We start from the raw sequence: 18,198 nt of genomic DNA, 5'->3' as shown, positions 1-18,198 counted from the left end.
GTGACGAGGGCCTGTCCGGCGGATCATGGCCGGGGCAGGCGGCTCCGGCGCGTTCACCCCCGTACTAGGGCAGGGTCAGTGACCTTCGTCGAACAGCCCGGCCTCGACCTGGAACGCCAGCGTCTGCAACACCTCGGCGGAGGAGACGTCGGTCTGCCCCCTGTCGTGCGCCATGGCGAGACTCGTATAGGCGAGAGTGAAGCCGGCGATCATGGTCTGCAGAGCCGGACCAAGAGCACGGGCGACGATCCGGGCCACCTCCTGAGGGGCGGCATCGGCCGGCACGCTGATGGTGGGCAGCATCTCATTCAACATCTGCGTCACCACCGTGGATCCGAGCTCCGAGTCGTCCTCGTCCTCACCGGCCTCCGCGGCACGACGAATCTCCTCGGCCTCCGTCAGGATGCCGATCACGCGCTTCAGGACCTCGGCTCGTTGCATCCCCGGAGCCTAGTACTCCAGCCGTAGGCCGTGGTGACGCTTCGGGCAGAGTAGAAGCATGTCTACGTACGAGACGATGTCGTTCCACCTGGAGACCGAGCGGCTGATACTGCGGCCGTGGGCCGAGTCGGACGCCGCCGAGTTCGCCGCCCTCCTCTCCGAACGCGGCAAGGGGACGCCCACGGTCGAGCACATCCGGAAGGAGATCGCGAAACTGCTCACCGCAACGGCGACGACAGGCATCGCCCTGCTGCCCATCCAGCGCCGCGACGAAGGCGACTTCATCGGCTATTGCGGGTTGATCATCGGCCGCTCCACCCTGGAAGAACCTGAAATCGCGTACGAACTGTTCCAGCGCGCGCACGGGCATGGCTACGCCACCGAGGCGGCCGGCGCGGTGCTCGACGCCGCTGCCGCGACCGGGCGGACACGGCTCTGGGCGACCGTCGGCGCGTGGAACACACCGTCGTTCCGCGTCCTGGAGAAGCTCGGGTTCGAGCGGGATCACGTGTCCACGGAGGACAGCGGTGAAGTGGTGTGGCTCACACGCGCGTTGCCGTAAGGCACGAGGTCGGGCCTTCGGGCCCATCGCGCCTCCGGGCCTCCGGGCGCTTCGGGCCTTCATGCGACAGAAACACAAGTTCTCGCCGGCTCAGTGCATGGGCCGGCCCCATGGGCGCCTGAAAGTCTTCCCTCCTGCCGTCGACGGCCAAGTACCGGACAGGACTCAGGGAGAACAGCCTTATGCGGATGACTGGTTGGGGTACGAGAGGGCTGATGGCGGTGATGCTCTCGGCCACGACGGGCGCCCTGCCCGCCCAGGCGAGCGTGCAGCAGGGCGACGCCGGGCGCCAGGTCGGCACGACGTACTACATCGACTGCGGCTCAGGTTCCGACACCGCCTCCGGCAGGTCCCCGGGCTCGGCCTGGGACTCGCCGGCGAAGGCGAGTTCCGTCACCTACGGACCCGGCGATCGGATCCTGTTCAAGCGCGGCTCCAGCTGTGGCGGCGTGTTCGAACCCAGTGGCTCGGGCGCCCCGGGGGCTCCGGTCCGGGTCGACGCGTACGGGCAGGGCGCGAAGCCGCGCATCCAGGGCGGCGGTGCCCGCGCGGCAGTCCTCCTCGAGAACGTCGAGCAGTGGGAGCTGCGCAACCTCGACGTCTCCAACAGGGGCGCCGCGCCGGGCCCGCAGGAGCGCCGTGCCGGCATCCTGTTCCGCCTGACGGACTTCGGTACGGGTGAGCACTACGTCGTCGACGACGTGGACGTGCACGACGTCAACGGCTCCGACCACAAGGACCCGGACCCTTCGGGTGGCATCCTCTTCGTCGTCGCCGGCACCGCGACCCCGACCCGCTTCGACGGGATCACGGTCACCGACTCGACGGTCAAGCACGTGGACCGCACCGGCATAGCCACCGCCTCCAGCTGGGGCAAGCGTCCGGAGCACCCCCTCAGCAGCGCACCCGGCTGGGCACCCAACACCGACCTCACGATCCGCAACAACAAGGTCGTCGACGTCGGCGGCGACGGCATCGTGCTCCAGCACGGCCACCACGCGCTCGTCGAGCACAACTACGTCGACGGGTTCAACATGCGCTCGGCCGGCTACAACGTCGGCATCTGGGCGTGGAACTTCGACGACGCCGTCTACCAGTACAACGAGGTCACCGGCGGCCACGGGACGCTCGACTCGCAAGCCTTCGACTTCGACGGCGGAAACAACCGGAACGTCTACCAGTACAACTACAGCCACGACAACGAGGGCGGCTTCCTCCTCGTCTGCAACGCCACCGGCATGAAGACGTCCGACAACGTCTTCCGCTACAACGTGAGCATCAACGACCGCAACACCTGGAGCCCGCCCTACGGCGTGATCTCCGTGGTCTGTCCGGCCCCCACCACCAACACCCAGGTCTACAACAACACCGTCGTGACCGACCAGACAGGCACGGCCATGGTCAGCGACAGCGGCAAGGGCGGGGTCACCTTCCGCAACAACATCTTCGTCAGCACCGCCGAAGGCGGATCCCCCATCAGCGACACGTTGAACACCTACGACCACAACCTCTACGTAGGCGTGGGCACCGTCCCGGCGAGCGACACCAGGGCCGTCACGGCGGACCCACGGCTCCTCGACGCGACCCCGGACACCCCGGGTGACCTACGGCTCCGCCCCGACTCCCCGGCCCTCGGCGCGGGCACCCCGATCGAGAACCCCGGCAGGCACGACTACTTCGGCAACCGCCTGCACGGCCCAACCGACATCGGCGCCCACCAGCGCCCGGACCTGAAGTAGCCGCCCACGGACGGGGCGAGCGGCGGACATCCAGCCTCGGTGCCCGGGCGGAGCTCGGCCGACGTCGGAGACGACCGGCCCCCCGCCCGGTGCCGCGGCTGGAGGATCCGGGTCCGGAGGCGGGCGGCCGCCCGCGGCCAGGCGCACGGGGGCACCGGGCCGCGGGCGAGCGGGTGGAACGGGCGGGCGCGGAGCGGCCCGGGCTGAGCAGGGTCCGTCGTGCTGCCAGACGGCCCACGAGATGGGGTCGCCGGGGGTGGGCACCGGTGGAGTAGAACGTGGCGGTGTACTGCTCGCCGGCGTATGTGACCGTCTCGCCGGGCTCGTACGACCGCCCCGCGTCCCAACCGGGCCCGACGGCGCAGCCGGAGTCGGCCGGCTCGACGAGCCAGGACTCCGACGGCGGCGCGGGCAGGGGAGCGACATCCACGGCCGGTTCGACCGGCGAGCGGTTCAGGAGCTGGCGATGACGGCGTCGAGGTCGCGGTCGATGCCCGCGGCGAGCGTGTGGAGGCTGGGCAGGTTGTCCAGTCTGACGGCGTCGAGCCAGTCCGGGAGTCGCTCGCCCCGGCGCTCGGTGTGCATGGTCGCGAAGGACCGGACGTGCCTGGTGAGTGCGTCGATCTCAGGGCAGTTGACCCGGACGTTCTTCAGGTGGAGGTGTTCGGTCTCGGAGAGGGTTTCCGGGCGGCGGAGGATCCATCCGGCGACGGCCCGGGGCGAGGGCGGTCGGGCTGTCACGGGCCGTGGTGAGGTGCGTTTCTGGCGGAGGTAGGCGCGAACGCGCTGGTAGCTGCCTTTGTAGCCGAGCGGGACGATCTCTTCTCACAGTTTCCAGGCGTTGGCGCAGCCCTCGTTCCAGCGGTCGTCGAGGTAGGTCTTGTACTCGTCGAGGACGGAGGTCCGGGCCTGCCACCGACCGGTGAAGAGGCCTTCCGGCTTGGCGGCGTCTGCGTACCGTTTGACGGTTCGGGTTCGTTCGGCGAACCGGTGACCGGTCGGGCGCGGCGAGCCGGACGACTCCTCCGCAGCGTCGGGCTCCGCTTCGGCCGTTTCAGGTGTCTCACGCACCAGGACGCGCAGGCACTGGCGGTGCTGGGCGATGCTTCGCTCGGCGGCCTCGCCGAGGTTGTGCCAGAGATGCCACCGGTCCGCGACCTGCACGGCCTGCGGGGCACCGGCGGTGGCGCCCTCGGCGAAGAATGGGGCGCGGTCCCGGCATACGACCGCGATTCCGGGCCGCTGGGCCAGCCACGCGGCCAGGCTCGATGACTCCCGGTCGGGCAGCAGGTCGACGGGCCGCCGGGTTTCGACGTCCACGAGGACGGTGCCGTAGTGGCGGCCCTTGCGGGTGGCGTATTCGTCGACGCCGACCACTCGCGGGGCGGGCACCTCAGGGTCGGGAAGTGCGTCGACCAGCCGAAGGAGGGTGCTGCGGCTGATCGGCACGCCGACGACGTGGGCCAGGCGGGCGCCGGCCCGGCCAGCGAGGGCGAGGCCGATCGCGGCCAGGGTCGAGCGCATCCGCTCGGTCCTCTGGCCGTTCCTTCGGGTCAGGCCGGGTATCTGCTTGACGGACGTGCGGCGTCCGCACTGGGCGTTCCGGCAGGTGAACCGGCGGACCCGCAGCTGGAGTACGACGCTTCGTCCCGCACTCGGAACATCAGCGGGAAACCGCAGGTAGGAGCCGTGGGCCCGGTTGGACCACGCTCCGCAACCCGGGCACCAGGCACCCGCGGCGGTGCACCGCGCATCAACACGCACTATCGCGATGTTCACGTCCACCGACAGCACCGCGACGTCGTCGATCGACGGGAACAGCAGCTCCTCCAGCCGGAGCATGACCTCTTTCACAGCTCCGAACTGTTGGGCCACTCACTCCTGCCACTGCTCGTTTTGAGACAACTCCCAATAAGTCAACGGGAGTTCATCGGTCACTCGCAGCGCACGGATCACAGAGCCTGAGCCAGAACCCGTTCTCGTGAACAGAGCCAGGCCCCAGCTGGCGGGGAGCGTCAATCCAGGTGCGCGATATTCGGAGCTGGGGGCCGCGCCCGGTCACCGACTGGCGGACGGCGCCGCCACAAAGCCGCAACCACCTCCGAGGCGCCTGATCGGCTGTCCGTAGGCTGGGATACCTTCGTGGCGCGGCACGTCGAGACTCTTCTCCGTGCCGCGTAAGGGAGGGAATCTATGCGCAACATTCTGCTTCAGCGCACGGCCGCGCTGGCCACGACGCTGGGGCTCACGTCGCTCGGGCTGCTCGGAGCCGGCGCGACGCCCGCGCAGGCGGCGACCAGTGACTGCCCCAAGGGCTACTTCTGTGCCTGGACAAACACCAACGGCACGGGCTCGATGTTCAAGACGAAGACGAGCGTGCCCACCCTGGGGAGCTGGGACAACAAGATCCAGCTGCGATACAACCGCACCGGCTCGAACGTCTGCATGTACGACCAGCAAAACTACGGACGCGCCGGCGGGTACTCATGGGACACCCCCGACCAAAATTATCCGACCACCGGCGGTAGCGCTGAGACCAGCTATCAAGATCGTGCCCACGCTGCGCGAGTGTGAGGCGGAGCCGTATCCCTCCTGGGAGACGGTGACGTCGCCGAAGGTCGGCGGGTTCGGCGACATGAACGGCGACCGGCGCGCGGACGCCGTGCTGCGTGACACAGCCGGGCGTCTGTGGTTCATGCCCGGCAACGGCAGCGGGCGCCTGGTCGGCTCCGGCGGCTGGAACGCCATGAACGCCCTCGTGCGCCATGGTGACTTCAGCCGCGACGGCCGCGAGGACGTGATCGCCCGCGAGAGCGCCACCGGCAAGCTCTGGCTCTACCCCGGAACCGGCAGCGGCGGCATCGGCGCGCGCAAGCTCATCGGCACCGGCGGCTGGAACGCCATGGGCCTGCTCGCCGCGTTCGGCGACCTGTCCGGCGACGGCCGCTCCGACCTTCTCGGCGTGGAGAAGGCCACAGGGAAGCTGTGGCTCTACCCAGGTACCAGCAGCGGGGGCGTCGGCGCGCGCAAGCTCATCGGCACCGGCGGCTGGAACACCATGAACGCCCTCGTCGGCGCTGGTGACATGACCGGCGACGGCCGGGACGACCTGGTTGCCCGGGAGAAGGCCACAGGGAAGCTGTGGCTCTACCCCGGCACTTCAACCCGGACCCTCGGCACCCGCAAGCTCATCGGCACCGGCGGCTGGAACTCCATGGACCACATCCTCGGCGTCGGCGACACCTCCGGCGACGGACGACCCGACCTGGAAGCGTCCGACGGCGCCTGGCTCTACCAGTACCAAGGACTCCCCGGCGGCGGCCTGCGCAGGGTCGACAACTCCAATGGATCCTGGTGGGCTCTGGAGGGCACCACCGCCTTCTGACCCACCCTTGAACGGCTTGGCCACCCCCTGCGACCTGCTTGGGACAGGCCTGGCTCTCATCGCATAAGTGCCCGGGCAGACCGCAGGTGAGGGTCTGCCCGGGCACAGCCGTCACGGTGCCGCGGTGTAGTGGACGACGGTGGTCTCGCAGGCTTCCGCGTAGACCTTCAAGGCGCAGGCCTCGGCTTGGTCGGCTGCGAGGCCCCGGCGGAGCTTCGTCGCCGTGAGACCCGGCGGCCGTACCTGCCCTCACCGACGCCGTCCAGGTCGCCGTCCGGCATCAGCAGTGGCGCACCGTGGAGCCCGTCCTGAAGGCACGCGCCTCGTTCGGCACCCGCGCCGCCTCCGCCCTCGACACCGTCCGGCCCCTCACCGAGGCGGACAACGCGGATGTCCGTACGGCCGCGGCAGCCGCCGTCTGGGAAATCGAGCACCGCCCCGAAGACGTCGTGCCGCTGTTGGAACGCCTCCTTGACCACCAGTGGAACTTCGCCGCCATCGGCCTCGCCAGCCGGATCGGACCTCCCGCCGCTCCCGTCCTGCCGCGCCTGCGACAGATACTGAACGAGCAGACGGAGATGAACGCACGGAACGAGCAAGACGATGCGGCCGTACTGAACGTGGGGAACGCGTGGACTCTCGTCCACACCGCATCAGCACTGTGGGACATAGCCGGAGACACCGAGGCCGACACCGTTGCGTCGGCGCTGCTGAATGCCTGGAAGGACAACGACTCCACCGCGCCCGATGTCCTCGCCTGCCTGAACCGCATGGGCCAGGCCGCACGCCCTGCCCTGTCCCGGATCCAGACGGAGCTCGCGCAACCACACCGAGGCAAGGACCCTTGGAGTGATGCAGTCGCTTCCGACCTGGAGCTCGAGCGCATCTGCCATTCCCTCGTGGCGCGTCTGCGAGACCTCCCGGAACCTGCGCCGGCCAGGGAGCAATAGGCACCGCCGCGTCGGTGTGCAGGGCGCGAGCCAAGCCCCGCACACCGACGAGGGCTAAGCGATGGGCGCCCCGCTCTGCCTGGCCCACGATCCGGATACGGCTCACGCTGCTGGCCTGCAACCACGCCACTCACCTACGTGCGCTCCTTCACCAAGACGCTGCGCGCCAAGTCCTACCGCTCCGGCTTCTACGGTTTCAGCAGCTCTAGCGCCAAGGCGATCGCCACCGCCAAGGACCGCAGGGACCTGCCCGGCAACCTCTGGTATGCCCTGTGGAACGGCCAGGAGACCACCACCAAGGACTGGCCCTGGGACCCGAAGCTGTACACCGACCACAGCCGCGGTCACCAATACAGGGCGAACAGCAAGGAGACCCGTGGCGGCCACACCATCACCGTCGACCGCAACGCCTGGGACGCCCCGGTCGCCATCATCGGCTGACCGACTTCCACTCCGACCAGCCGAGGTTGTAGTGAGTGCCGTCGTGTGGGCTGCTGCGGAACGTGTACGTCTTGCCGTTGGTCAGCACCCCGGCGGGTACCACGACGGGCGCGGGCTGGGCTGCACCGTGCGTCCGGCCTAAGACGTCGTTTCTCTTGGTGACCGGGTGCGGGGGCATCATGACCATCGGTAGAGGCCACGGTGCGAGAGGACGAGTACGGCAGATGTCTGGAGGTGCGACGGCGGCTTTGACAGAGTTGTGGCAGCAGCACTGGCCCAACAGAGGTTCCGCCATCCCTGCCAGCTGCTGGCTACTGGCAGAGCCTGCTGGTGGAGGACGATCCAGATCCGGAGTTCCGTACCTACTGCCACCTCTTCGCCGCCCGCCGGCCCTGGCGATACGGCTGCCTCGACGAACTGCTCCGTGACATCGCGGACGACAAGGTGGCGGGAGTCCTCATCACCGACACCCAGATGCGACGCATCTTCCACCCCTACGACGGAGGGGCCGATGTCTTCCTCGCCACGCCCGAGGAGCGGGATCAGACGCGCGATCGGCATGCCGACTGGCTTTCCAGCCACCCATCGGGACTCTGACAGGACTGGCTCACCACCCCGTCCATGTCTTGGGATTGAGGTAGTCAGCCCGACGGAAACAGATACGGAGGGCCGCCATGCCGACGAAGGCAAGGAAGTGTTCGGCCTGCGCTCGTAGCGACGGTGGAGCCGTCGGCATCCGGCCAGCCAGGACACGGTCCTCTCGACCACCCACCGGTGACGGCCGAGCCGTTGTGCAGGCTGGGCCCCCTTCAACCTCGCCGCACCAGGCGATCACGACAAGGACGGCCACGCCGACCTGATCGCACGCAACAGCACCACCGGCGAACTCCGCCTCTACAGCGGGGGCGAGGACGGCGACACCCTGGGGTCCGGCCCACACCACACCGTCATCGGCACCTCCTGGACACCCGCCAACCGCCCGCTGCTCATCGCCGTCCCCGACGCAAACAACGACGGCACACCGGACATCTGGGCCACCGGCGGCGACGACAAGCTGTACTTCTACCCGAACAGCCTCGGAGCCGGAACAGTCGTCGGAAGCGGCGGCTGGACCGCCTTCCAAGGCCTCGGCCAACCAAATCAGGTCCGCGAACTCACACGGACTGATCTACAACAGTCATGGCCACCGCGTGATCACACAGGAGCCGCACACCGGCCCCTACGAGACCACGCGGTGGCCGACCGGCCTTGGCGGCACCCCACTGACCTACATCTCGATATCGAGCCGCACCACGTCGGTGAACTCCACGCCCAGGCCGCGGGCCCGGGTGTCGTTGGCGCGGAAGTGCATCCGGACAAGGCCGTCGGCCGCAACCTGCCGGAGCGATGCCGCCCTTCGCGGTCGCCTTGATCGCGGTCTCCAGCAGCGCCATCGTCGGGTCGAACTGTTAGCGCCGCGCCATCGCGTCCAGGAACTCCTGATCCCCGATGTCGGTGGTGACCCGAGGTCGGCCATGGTCTCCACGTATGCGTCGCGCAGCCGCTTGTACCAGGCGTCAAGGTAGCGGCCGGTCTGCGTGCGCACGTGCGTCTCGATCGGCGCAACGTCGAAGCCGTGCTCCACCGCGTACTGCGCGGTGGGCGGACTCCGCCTACTCCCGCGACCTGCTGCCCAACTGGACCGCGGACCATCTGTGGTTGACTCTGCGGCCCGTCCTTCGACCCAAGGACGCCAAGGGGTTCGTCGTGCTGCCCCGGCGCTGGAAGATCGAACGATCGATCGGCTGGATCATGAACGCCCGCCGCAACTGCCGCGACCACGAGCGTCTCCCCCAGCACTCCGAAGCCCACCTGAACTGGGCATTCATCACGCTCATGACCCGGGGCCTGGCCCGGAAAGGCCCCCGCACCGACAGCTGGACGAAGCAGAACCGCCCGCCGACTGACTACTCCTCAGCCGACTCTGGCCCTCCCTCCCCGCCGAACCGCTGATGCCAGCGCAAGGCACCCAGGTTCTGCCACAGCACCCCGAGTCTGACCTGGTCGCTCATCACTCTGATGACCCGGCGCCTGACTCGAACTCTGGGAGTCCAGAAGGCTGCGGGATGGCGGTGACCTGTGCCAAGTGTGTCAACTCCTTGACACAGTTCAACCCTTGGGTAATTGTGTCAGGTAGTTAATACACCTTGTGGGAGGGAAGGGAATAGGCATGCCTGCTGCTGCAAGAACGGAAGGCACTTGGCGGACGGGGTTGAATACCCCTGTCCGATGGGCCGGCGCGGCAACCGGTCTGGCTGCCAACGCTCTGGTCACCTTCAGTCCTGAGCCTGTTGTGGACCTGCTCTACGCATTTCCCGTGTTCAGTCTGTGTGTCATGGCTGGCGTGTTTGCAGCAGACGTCATCGCACGACCCAGACCTCGCTGGCTACGAGCAGCCGAAGTGACTCCGCGCCGGATCCGGGACTACGCCCCCCGCTCCCTGACGGCTGCATTGGCCGCGCAGGCTGTCGCCTTGCTGGCCCTGCTGATCGTCGCCGCCACGACAGCCTCGGCGGACTCCGACGGTCGCCCAGGACGTGCTTTGTCCGTCACATGTCCGGCGGGCACCCACCTGCTCTCACCCTGGCCCGGCCCCTACTACGCCTGGCCGGCTCTCGGCGGTCTCGCCCTCGGTACCGTTGCCTGCGCACTGCTTCTGCGCCGTGTCACCGTACGCTCGGGGGATGACGATCAACGCCGCATCAACGCCCGGGCGGCTGTCGGTGCATGGGGAGTGCTGGTGAGCGCCCCTCTCTTCGCCGTTTCCTCGGCGATGGCCGTCGGGGTGCTGGGCGTGCCCTGCGGGGGCGCGATGAACGACGTGGCCCTCGCGGGGCTGGCGATCTCGGCCCTCATCTCTGCACCGACCGCGGGTCACTGTCTGGGCGTCCTGTTGCTGCCGCAGGCCTACCTCAAGGCTCGGCCATGACCACCAACGGCATCAGTATCAGCGTCAACCATGCGTCCCCAGTCCCTCCGTATGAGCAACTCCGCGCACAGCTGGCTGACCTCATCGCGGTCGGACGGCTCGGTCAGGGAGCCAGACTGCCGTCCGTGCGCCAGCTGGCCTCCGACCTCGGGCTGGCCAACAACACCGTGGTGCGGGCCTACCGCGAACTCGAGGCCGCAGGCCTTGTCAGGAGTCGCCGAGGCTCTGGTACTCAGGTCATTGCCCCCTCGGCCACCACCGACATCAAGGCGAAGCTGGCGGAGCACGCAAGCAACTACGCGGCTGCCGCCAGACAGCTCAATGCCACCGACGAGGAAGCCCTCGCCGCAATCCGGCACGCCCTCGCAAGTCTCGACAAGCCGTGACCCACACAGACCACCAGTCGGCGCCTCAGGTTGAGACACAGACAATGATGCGTTCATCCCGCGCTCAAGGTGATCGTTTCCCAGACGCCTGGGCCCTATTGCTCAGGAGTTGGCTGCGCCTTGCAGCTTCTTGTGCTGCTGGTTCACAACGGCGACAGGCACAGCGACGGTCTTACCTGCGTCTTGGTTCATGAGGTGGCGAAGGCCCCACCTGTGCGGATGACACTCATGACGTTTCCCTTGCCATCGGGAGCAAGGGTGTTGGTCAGTACGTAGCTGACGGAGTCGTCTCCGGCCTTCACTGAGGCAAGGGGCCGCACGCTGAACCGGTGAGTCCAGGCACGCTCGGGTGTGGCGGTGAACTCGGTGCAGTCGGACAGGGCTTGTTTGAGTTGAGCCATCCATGCTCGGGCAGCCTTGTCTTCGTGGCTGGTCAGGGTCAGGCTGCCAGGCGTCGCGTCGGCAGGCGCGTCCTGGGGCTTCAAGGTCGCCCAGACCATTCCGTTGCGCCGGTGCTGGGGACTCACGCTCATCATGTCGGCGATCGGACGGCACGCGGCCTTGTCCGCTGTGACGATGTCCTCGGCTTCCAGAAGGGCCAAGTCCTGCGGCACTGCTACGAAGCCTGGGAGTTCTCCGCCGTCAGGCAGGGCCTCCGTCAGGTCTGCCTCAGCCAATGGCCGCTGCGCGGATGCGGAGGGCTGGGTCCTGCTGGTTGGGCCGGCTGCTGGGCCGCAGGCCGTGGTGGCCGCAGAAGTAGCTGACAGGACGGCGAACGTCAGCGCGCGTCGTATGCCGTTGTGCACAGGCGCCCTTTCCTCGTCGCGAAAGCGCCTCGTTTAACGCCCGTTGCCGCATGGCCAGCAGATGATGCCAGAGCCGGGAAGCACGGGCAGGACTACTTCTTACTAATCTTTTCGTTAGTTCTGTGGGGTCGGTGGGTGGATGGTCAGGCCGGTGTGGGTGAGGAAGGACCAAGGCAGCTGCTGGCTCTGGCTCTGGTTGATGCGGTGAATGCCTTGTTCGGTGGCGTCGGCGACATCGGCGAGGTGGTTGCCGGCAAGGTTGGCGAGTTCGCGTTTCTTGAGCGATGACCGCAGCAGTTCCACCGGGTTGAGCTCGGGTGCGTAAGCGGGTTATCGCTCGAGGGTGAGCCAGTTCTGTTCGGCGACCCAGGCGCGCATGGCCCGGCTCCAGTGGGCGGACAGTCCGTCCCCGACCAGGACCACCCGCTCCCCGCGGTAGAACACCTTGAGCTGTTCCCGGACCTCGATGAGAGCGGTGGTGTCGTAGCTGCCGGGCTTGAGGTGGAAACACAGACGGGGCCCGCGGTCGGAGTCGGTGGGGTGATAGCCGAGAGCCGCTGCCATCGAGGCGCGCTTCCAGTTCAGTCGATGCCGCAGGAGCGGAGTGCGGCCCCGGGGTGCGTAGGTGCGGCGGACCTGAGGCAACAACGAGACGCCTGATTCGTCGAAAAACACGATACAGGCACGTGGGTTCACCGCCCTTTCTTGATGTGCGGCCACTCGTGGGCGATCTAGCGGGCGATCTCGGGTTCGTCCCGCTCCACCGCCCGACGTTCCGGGCGCTGCAGACTCCACCCCAGCCGACCGGTCAGCAGACGCCAGACCGATGCGCGTGACAGAACCACCCCCGTCACCCGCTCGACGACCAGGCCGACTCGCTACAGCGTCCACAGATCGGCCTCGAAGCCATGCGTCTGGGCGCCTTGCTCCAGCGCGGTCCGCACCTGCTCGACCTGGGCGTCGTCCAGCTTGGGCGGGCGATCGGTGGCCGGGCGTCGCCGCAAGGCGTGAGTGCCGTCCTTCTCCCAGAGGCGTTTCCACCGTCGCACGCTCTCGTCACCGACCCCAAGCATGGGTGCGATCTCGGCATTCGAGCGTCCCTGCCCGAACAACTCGGCCGCCCGCACACGCCGGGCCTCGGCCAACTGCGGTCGCGTCAAAGGGAGAACGACAGACCCGGAGACAACAGACGAAGGTTTGAAAGACACGACAACAGACTCCTACCAACGAGCCCGCCACACCCACAGAACTAACGAGAACCTCAGTAGGTCGGCCTCGACTTCGAACTCGGGCCCGGCTCGTTCAGGTCCTCGCCGGAGCGCTGCCCGCGAGCCGCGGAGGCCTCGGAGCCCCGCGGCGCAGCGCCGCGGCCGGGCTGCGGCCGCACAGACACGCGCCGCGGGGCAGCATCACCCAGCCCCCAACGGACATGGCAGAGGGCACATCGGCACCGAGGCAGAGCGCCGCGCCCGCCCCCGCCGGCTCTCTTCCCCGCTGGGGGCGCCGGGCCGGGCGAGGCTCCTGTCGGCCGCCGGCACAGCCGCCGAGGCTGTGGCCGGTGCCCTGGCACGGCTCGTCAGGGCGTCAGATCATCAGCAGGAGCCGCGTGTGGGGGACGAGCTTCCGGTTCACGCTGGTGCTCTGGATGAAGATGGTGAAGTCGTCGTTGTGGTCGGGCTTGACGCGTACTTCGACGTCCGGGAGGCCGAGCAGTGCTCGGGCTTCGGGCCCTGTGTACACCTTGTCTGTCTTCTTCTCCAGCACCGCGATCTGCTTGCGAGCCTGGACCTTCTCGGTCTTGCTCAGCTGATAGAACGCGCCACCGGTGCGGTACGTGTGGCCGCACTCGACGACCCAGTCGCGGATCGCCGCGTCACGTGCCACAGGGATCAGCTGGTACTGCGAGGGCTTCACCGGAGTGAGACCGGCTGCCTTGATGGTGTCCTTGTTGACGGCCTCCGCGCCGGTGGAGAACACCGCCCGTGACCCGCGGATGCCCTGGGCGCGGCCCACCATGAACTTCTCCGTGGCCTCGCGGATGACCTGCCCGGCCTCCTCCAGGCCCTGGGTGCTCGTGGCGTCCCAGATGGCGATGTTCTCCTTGGGGAAGCCGCACTGCATGGCCTCGCGCTTGCCCATCTGGTCCGGTACGAGAACGGCCAACGTCCAGTTGTCCTCCTGCGTCCCGATCATCTCGGACACGGCCTTCACCAGTTCACGCGGATCCCTGGCAGGGGCGTCCGGGCATCGGTGACTTGCGTTCTCCTGCCCGTCGGTCAGCACGAACGTCAGGAAACTGTGGTCGCCGTACAGCTGGGCCGTCTGTGCCAGCTCCCGCTGCGACTTCAACGCCGCCGCCAGCAGGGCGGTCATCCCACCGGCCCGGTACATCTGCTTGAGCGACGGCATCCGCAGCACGTCCTTGTCGTAGATGACGCACTCCACCTTGTCGGCGAAGACGTACACCGTGACGCGGGTTTCCTGCTCCAGCTCCCTCGACCGCCGCGCGAGATACGCGATCTGCTGGTCGGCGACTTCGACGACCTTGCGGCTCAGGTGCGACATGGACGAACTGGCGTCCAGCACAAGAGCGACGTGGTTGATGTAGTTCTGACTTCCCGACATGAAAGCTCCCCGTCCTGCGACTTGATGTTCCTACCGTCTCACCCACCACTGACAATCGACCTCGGCTCCCGGGACGGGGCGCCCCCGCGCCACCGCCACCCGCGCCTGGGGCGGGCACGCACGACCTGACCCGGGCTGGCCCGGCTTCCTGCCCTACGCTCGTGCGCTGCGCCCTCAGTCCCGGAGCCACGACCGTGACTGCCTGCGGTCGCCCTCACCAGCGTCCACACGGGCGGACAGCACGTCCCGCGGGGTCGCCGTCACGGACGAAGCCAAGGACCTGGCCCCCGGGCTCGGCGACGGTCGGAGGCCACCCACCCACGAGTCCTGGTGCGGGCTCGCCGAGACGGGAGGCGAGGGCAAGCCGACAAGGGCGTGCCGCCCGATCCGCCAACCCGCCGCCCGACCCACTGCCGTGCCGGCCGGCCAACCCACGCCAATGGCTGCTCATACCCGGAGGTAGGCGGTCCCTGAGCCGGATGGAGCATCGGGCAGGCAGGTCCCGACGGTGCGTCTGATGCTGGGTCGGACCCTCTCGCTCGCCGGGTGAGCGTTCTCCCGGCCCCCTGGCCGGGTGCACGTCCGCCCTGCCTCACCTCACCTGAAGGAGCCCTTGTGCCGGCACACCGTGGAGACCGTTCCCGCTCGCGCGTACGTCCGCGCCTGTCGGTCGCCGTCCTGGCCGCGTCCGCGGCAGTCGCCGCCCTGGTCCAGCCCGCGCAGGCCACGGGAACGCCGCCACCCCCGGACCGCGCCCTGCACAAGCTGCTGGACGACCTCGTCCGCACCCCCGGGGGGCCGCCGGGAGTGATCGCGCTGATGCGGCAGGGTGAGCGGACGGCGGTCTACCGGGCGGGCGTCGCCGACATCAGGACCGGCCGCCCGCCCCGTACGACCGACCACATGCGGATCGCGAGCGTCGCCAAGGCCTTCAGCGGCGCGGTCGCCCTGCGGCTGGTGGATCGCGACAAGCTGGAGCTCGACGACACGATCGGCGAGCTCCTGCCTTCACTGCCCGCTGCGTGGCATCAGGTGACGCTGCGCCAGTTGCTCAGCCACACCAGCGGGCTGCCCGACTTCTCGACGGCGCCGGCGTTCATCGAGATCCTGCAGGAGGACCCCAGGCACCACTTCGACTCCCGCCGACTGCTCGACTTCGTCGCCGGAAAGGACCTGGTGTTCCCGCCGGGATCGCGGTACGAGTACTCGAACTCCGACAACATCGCCGTCGCGCTGATGGCCGAGGCAGTCACGGGACAGCGCTACGAACACCTCCTCGAACAGCTCGTGTACCGGCCCCTCGGTCTGAGGCAGACCAGCCTTCCGCAGGGTTACCGGTTGCCCAGGCCGTACCTGCACGGCTACGACGTGACGCCGCCCGCCGAGCCGGAGGACATCAGCGAGGTTCTCAGCGCGTCGGGCGTCTGGGCCTCCGGCGGCATCGTCTCGACACCGAAGGACCTCAACGCCTTCGTCCGCGCCTGGGCCGGCGGACCGGGCTTCCTGTCGCGGGAGACCCGCAAGCAGCAGCGGACCTTCATCCCCGGCGCCGCCTCGGAGCCCGCCGGCCCCGGCGTCAACGCGGGCGGACTGGCCATCTTCCGCTACGAGACACGGTGCGGCACGGTCTACGGCCACACCGGCAACTTCCCCGGCTACACCCAGCTCGCGGTCGGCACGGCGGACGGCAAGCGGTCCCTCACCTTCTCGATCAACACTCAGACCAGCAAGAGCCTCAAGCCGGATCTACTGGCCAAGGTCCGCACCGTCCAGGAGGACTTCGTCTGCGCCCTGCTACAACACTGACAGACTCCCGCCCTGGGAGCACAGAGAAGGAAGCCGGCAAGAATATGCGCGGCTGCCGGCCGGCGTGGCGCGTGCCTGCCTTCAACCTCCGGCGTACGGTGCCCCGAGTTCGTTTCCGGGAACGAGGGTGACGCGGGCGGTCCACGACCAGAGCTCCAGGGGCGGATCCCAGTTCACTTCCACGTCGGTGCCGTGGAAGTCGCGCGCGAGCCCTGCCACCATTGCCGCCGCGCGCCGCGGCCCGCGCGTCGTGCGGGTCAGTGTCGACCGGCACGGCCAGGCGCCCGCAGAGCAGTCCGCCCTCCAGGGTGAGGACGCTGTGGCGTCAGCCGTCCGGCGTCGCCAACAGGACGATCCCCTTCGGAATGCCGAAGGGAGGCCACTTCCTCTTCTCCCTCTTACGTCTCGCCATGCCGCCATCCAACATCGCCGGTATCGCGACGACGAATTCGGGTGGCGCTCGTCGTGGCCCGTGCCTTGGCCCTCCCCGTGGACTCGGCCGGCTGGGTGTCGTCCCGCAGAATCCGATGAGGGCCTTGAACGCCTTGGCGGCGGTGGCGACGAAGTCGACTCGAGGCGCGATGGCGTTCGTCATGGTCACTAATCTGGGGAGCCCACAGACCCCCTGAGAGGTGCATTCAAGTGACCAGATCATGGGTCGATCTGGCCGAACGAGTCGGAGCCGACCTGCACCTCGAGCTGGCCGGGACGGGTTCGCGCCGGGCGGCTCTCGCCCGGGCTCTGCGTGAGGCGATCCAGGAAGGGCGGCTGGCCGCCGGGGCCCGGCTGCCGCCCTACCGGTCGCTCGCGGCCGACCTAGGCGTCACACGGAACACGGTCGCCGACGCGTACGCGGAACTGGTCGCCGAGGGCTGGCTGACCGCCCGACAGGGTTCAGGCACCCGCGTCGCCGAGCGCGCCGCACCCGCCAGGGCTGTACGCGTACCGAAGAGGCCACTGCCCGCAGGAGGCGCCGCGCCCACGCACAATCTGACGCAAGGTCAGCCGGATGCTTCGTCGTTCCCGAGGAACGCATGGTCGACCGCCACCCGCCGGGCGCTCGCCGCAGCCCCGCACGACGCCTTCGGGCCGGGCGACCCGCAGGGCCGTATCGAGCTGCGTGCCGCGCTCGCGGACTACCTCGCCCGCGTACGGGGTGTACGGACCGGCCCGGAGCGCATCGTGATCTGCTCGGGCTTCTCCGACGCGCTCAGGCTGCTGTTCGGCGGCGTTGTGCTGCGCGGAACGCTCGCTGTGGAGGCGTACGGCCTCGCCTTCCACCGGGCCCTGCTGACGGCCGACGGCGTACGGACGGTGCCGCTCGGCCTGGACGGGCACGGCACGCGGACGGAGGAACTGCACGAGCACCGGGGCGTGCGATCGGTGCTGCTCACCCCTGCCCACCAGTTTCCCGTCGGAGGGCCGCTCGATCCGGGGCGGCGCAACGCGGCGATCGACTGGGCGCGTGCGCGCGGCGGTGTGGTGATCGAGGACGACTACGACGGCGAGTTCCGCTACGACCGCGAACCGGTCGGCGCGGTCCAGGCGCTGGACCCCGATCACGTGCTGTACGTCGGTTCGGCCAGCAAGAGTGTGTCGCCCGCCCTGAGGCTGGGCTGGATGGTGCTGCCGGAGCATCTGCTCGGTCCGGTCCTGGCGGTGAAGGGGCAACGCGAGCGCTGGACCAGCGTGATGGACCAGCTCACCTTCGCGGACCTGATCACCTCCGGTGCTCACGACCGGCACATCCGCAAGATGCGCCAGCGCTACCGTGACCGCCGCAACCGTCTGGTCGCGGCGCTCGCCGAGCACGCGCCGCACGTCGAGGTCACTGGAATCGCCGCGGGGTTGCACGCGGTACTGCGGCTGCCTCCCGGCACCGAGAGGGTCACCGTGAACGCGGCGACCAAGCGCGGCCTGGCACTCGACGGCCTCGCCGGCTTCCGGCACCCCGCCTCCGAGGCCGTACCGTTCGACGGGCTGGTCGTCGGCTACGCGACCCCGCCCGACCACGCGTACGCCGCCGCCCTCGAAGCCCTCTGCCGGATCCTGCCGCCCCCACCGTGAACCCCGCCCTTCGGCGCGAGGA

22 protein-coding genes and 3 pseudogenes are annotated in these 18,198 nt (G+C 68.7%); 13 read left to right on the top strand and 12 right to left on the bottom strand.

Features of this window, described 5'->3' with window-relative positions:
- Window positions 1-75: 75 nt before the first annotated feature.
- Window positions 76-441, bottom strand: coding sequence for a hypothetical protein (locus ACGFYP_RS04125; RefSeq protein WP_361967086.1), 366 nt, complete (start codon window positions 439-441; stop codon window positions 76-78).
- A 58-nt stretch (window positions 442-499) separates the two neighbouring features.
- Between ACGFYP_RS04125 and ACGFYP_RS04120 the strand changes: the two genes are divergently transcribed.
- Both ACGFYP_RS04120 and ACGFYP_RS04115 read left to right on the top strand, forming a co-directional pair.
- Window positions 500-1,003, top strand: a complete 504-nt coding sequence (locus ACGFYP_RS04120) for a GNAT family N-acetyltransferase (protein WP_361967084.1) — start codon at window positions 500-502, stop codon at window positions 1,001-1,003.
- A 215-nt stretch (window positions 1,004-1,218) separates the two neighbouring features.
- A complete protein-coding gene (locus ACGFYP_RS04115) occupies window positions 1,219-2,742 on the top strand; it encodes a right-handed parallel beta-helix repeat-containing protein (protein WP_393486173.1) in 1,524 nt (507 codons plus the stop codon).
- A gap of 453 nt (window positions 2,743-3,195) precedes the next feature.
- On the opposite strand, the gene ACGFYP_RS04110 is transcribed toward ACGFYP_RS04115, so the two are convergent.
- A complete protein-coding gene (locus tag ACGFYP_RS04110; RefSeq protein ID WP_393486172.1) occupies window positions 3,196-3,483 on the bottom strand; it encodes a hypothetical protein in 288 nt (95 codons plus the stop codon).
- Window positions 3,484-3,567: 84 nt separating this feature from the next.
- Window positions 3,568-4,584, bottom strand: a complete 1,017-nt coding sequence (locus ACGFYP_RS04105) for an ISL3 family transposase (RefSeq protein WP_393486170.1) — start codon at window positions 4,582-4,584, stop codon at window positions 3,568-3,570.
- Window positions 4,585-4,935: 351 nt separating this feature from the next.
- On the opposite strand from ACGFYP_RS04105, the gene ACGFYP_RS04100 reads away from it, so the two are divergent.
- The 5 genes and pseudogenes from ACGFYP_RS04100 to ACGFYP_RS04080 all read left to right on the top strand — a co-directional run bounded on the left by ACGFYP_RS04100 (window position 4,936) and on the right by ACGFYP_RS04080 (window position 8,115).
- The gene (locus ACGFYP_RS04100) at window positions 4,936-5,316 is read left to right on the top strand and encodes a peptidase inhibitor family I36 protein (protein WP_393486168.1); all 381 of its coding nucleotides are present in this window, start codon (window positions 4,936-4,938) and stop codon (window positions 5,314-5,316) included.
- Between the two features lie 28 nt (window positions 5,317-5,344).
- Entirely contained in the window at window positions 5,345-6,127 is a 783-nt protein-coding gene (locus ACGFYP_RS04095; protein WP_393486166.1) for an FG-GAP repeat domain-containing protein, read from the top strand.
- 296 nt (window positions 6,128-6,423) lie between these two features.
- Window positions 6,424-7,077 carry a hypothetical protein gene (locus ACGFYP_RS04090; RefSeq protein WP_393486164.1) on the top strand — a complete coding sequence of 218 codons (654 nt, stop codon included), beginning with the start codon at window positions 6,424-6,426 and terminating at the stop codon, window positions 7,075-7,077.
- 129 nt (window positions 7,078-7,206) lie between these two features.
- A pseudogene (locus tag ACGFYP_RS04085) lies at window positions 7,207-7,518 on the top strand (glycoside hydrolase domain-containing protein); the annotation flags it as partial.
- 330 nt (window positions 7,519-7,848) lie between these two features.
- Entirely contained in the window at window positions 7,849-8,115 is a 267-nt protein-coding gene (locus ACGFYP_RS04080) for a hypothetical protein (protein ID WP_393486161.1), read from the top strand.
- A gap of 10 nt (window positions 8,116-8,125) precedes the next feature.
- Here the strand turns inward: ACGFYP_RS04080 and ACGFYP_RS04075 are convergent.
- Window positions 8,126-8,310, bottom strand: a pseudogene (locus ACGFYP_RS04075) (transposase); the annotation flags it as partial.
- A 49-nt stretch (window positions 8,311-8,359) separates the two neighbouring features.
- On the opposite strand from ACGFYP_RS04075, the pseudogene ACGFYP_RS04070 reads away from it, so the two are divergent.
- A pseudogene (locus tag ACGFYP_RS04070) lies at window positions 8,360-8,539 on the top strand (ATP/GTP-binding protein); the annotation flags it as partial.
- 246 nt (window positions 8,540-8,785) lie between these two features.
- Here ACGFYP_RS04070 and ACGFYP_RS04065 read toward each other — a convergent pair.
- On the bottom strand, window positions 8,786-9,142 hold the full coding sequence (locus tag ACGFYP_RS04065; protein WP_393486159.1) for a hypothetical protein: 357 nt from the start codon (window positions 9,140-9,142) through the stop codon (window positions 8,786-8,788).
- Window positions 9,143-9,216: 74 nt separating this feature from the next.
- Between ACGFYP_RS04065 and ACGFYP_RS04060 the strand changes: the two genes are divergently transcribed.
- The 3 genes from ACGFYP_RS04060 to ACGFYP_RS04050 all read left to right on the top strand — a co-directional run bounded on the left by ACGFYP_RS04060 (window position 9,217) and on the right by ACGFYP_RS04050 (window position 10,872).
- Window positions 9,217-9,510, top strand: a complete 294-nt coding sequence (locus ACGFYP_RS04060) for a hypothetical protein (protein ID WP_393486156.1) — start codon at window positions 9,217-9,219, stop codon at window positions 9,508-9,510.
- Between the two features lie 217 nt (window positions 9,511-9,727).
- Complete coding sequence (locus tag ACGFYP_RS04055; RefSeq protein WP_393486154.1) at window positions 9,728-10,486, top strand: hypothetical protein; 759 nt, start codon at window positions 9,728-9,730, stop codon at window positions 10,484-10,486.
- Entirely contained in the window at window positions 10,483-10,872 is a 390-nt protein-coding gene (locus tag ACGFYP_RS04050) for a GntR family transcriptional regulator (protein ID WP_393486151.1), read from the top strand. Before ACGFYP_RS04055 ends, ACGFYP_RS04050 begins: the two co-directional genes overlap by 4 nt.
- A gap of 188 nt (window positions 10,873-11,060) precedes the next feature.
- Here ACGFYP_RS04050 and ACGFYP_RS04045 read toward each other — a convergent pair whose 3' ends face one another.
- From ACGFYP_RS04045 to ACGFYP_RS04020, 6 genes are all read right to left on the bottom strand, one after another.
- Window positions 11,061-11,486 (bottom strand): hypothetical protein, encoded by a 426-nt coding sequence (locus ACGFYP_RS04045; RefSeq protein ID WP_393486149.1) that lies wholly within the window; start codon window positions 11,484-11,486, stop codon window positions 11,061-11,063.
- A 306-nt stretch (window positions 11,487-11,792) separates the two neighbouring features.
- On the bottom strand, window positions 11,793-11,981 hold the full coding sequence (locus ACGFYP_RS04040) for a hypothetical protein (protein ID WP_393486147.1): 189 nt from the start codon (window positions 11,979-11,981) through the stop codon (window positions 11,793-11,795).
- Between the two features lie 27 nt (window positions 11,982-12,008).
- On the bottom strand, window positions 12,009-12,353 hold the full coding sequence (locus ACGFYP_RS04035; RefSeq protein WP_393486145.1) for a transposase: 345 nt from the start codon (window positions 12,351-12,353) through the stop codon (window positions 12,009-12,011).
- 56 nt (window positions 12,354-12,409) lie between these two features.
- Window positions 12,410-12,547, bottom strand: coding sequence for a winged helix-turn-helix domain-containing protein (locus tag ACGFYP_RS04030; protein WP_393487434.1), 138 nt, complete (start codon window positions 12,545-12,547; stop codon window positions 12,410-12,412).
- Between the two features lie 9 nt (window positions 12,548-12,556).
- Window positions 12,557-12,838: a helix-turn-helix domain-containing protein gene (locus tag ACGFYP_RS04025; RefSeq protein WP_393486143.1), complete on the bottom strand. Its 282-nt coding sequence runs from the start codon at window positions 12,836-12,838 to the stop codon at window positions 12,557-12,559.
- A 424-nt stretch (window positions 12,839-13,262) separates the two neighbouring features.
- The gene (locus tag ACGFYP_RS04020; protein WP_393486141.1) at window positions 13,263-14,303 is read right to left on the bottom strand and encodes a vWA domain-containing protein; all 1,041 of its coding nucleotides are present in this window, start codon (window positions 14,301-14,303) and stop codon (window positions 13,263-13,265) included.
- 615 nt (window positions 14,304-14,918) lie between these two features.
- Between ACGFYP_RS04020 and ACGFYP_RS04015 the strand changes: the two genes are divergently transcribed.
- The gene (locus ACGFYP_RS04015) at window positions 14,919-16,109 is read left to right on the top strand and encodes a serine hydrolase domain-containing protein (RefSeq protein WP_393486139.1); all 1,191 of its coding nucleotides are present in this window, start codon (window positions 14,919-14,921) and stop codon (window positions 16,107-16,109) included.
- Between the two features lie 325 nt (window positions 16,110-16,434).
- Here ACGFYP_RS04015 and ACGFYP_RS04010 read toward each other — a convergent pair whose 3' ends face one another.
- Window positions 16,435-16,704, bottom strand: a complete 270-nt coding sequence (locus ACGFYP_RS04010) for a hypothetical protein (protein WP_393486137.1) — start codon at window positions 16,702-16,704, stop codon at window positions 16,435-16,437.
- 47 nt (window positions 16,705-16,751) lie between these two features.
- Here ACGFYP_RS04010 and ACGFYP_RS04005 point away from each other — a divergent pair, with 47 nt between their 5' ends.
- A complete protein-coding gene (locus ACGFYP_RS04005) occupies window positions 16,752-18,176 on the top strand; it encodes a PLP-dependent aminotransferase family protein (protein WP_393486135.1) in 1,425 nt (474 codons plus the stop codon).
- Window positions 18,177-18,198: the final 22 nt, after the last annotated feature.

The sequence above is a fragment of the Streptomyces sp. NPDC048370 genome (assembly GCF_043200825.1).
Taxonomy (GTDB): Bacteria; Actinomycetota; Actinomycetes; order Streptomycetales; family Streptomycetaceae; genus Streptomyces.
The sequence above is the reverse complement of the archived record's forward strand: the minus strand, read 5'-3'. Positions and strand labels throughout refer to the sequence as shown.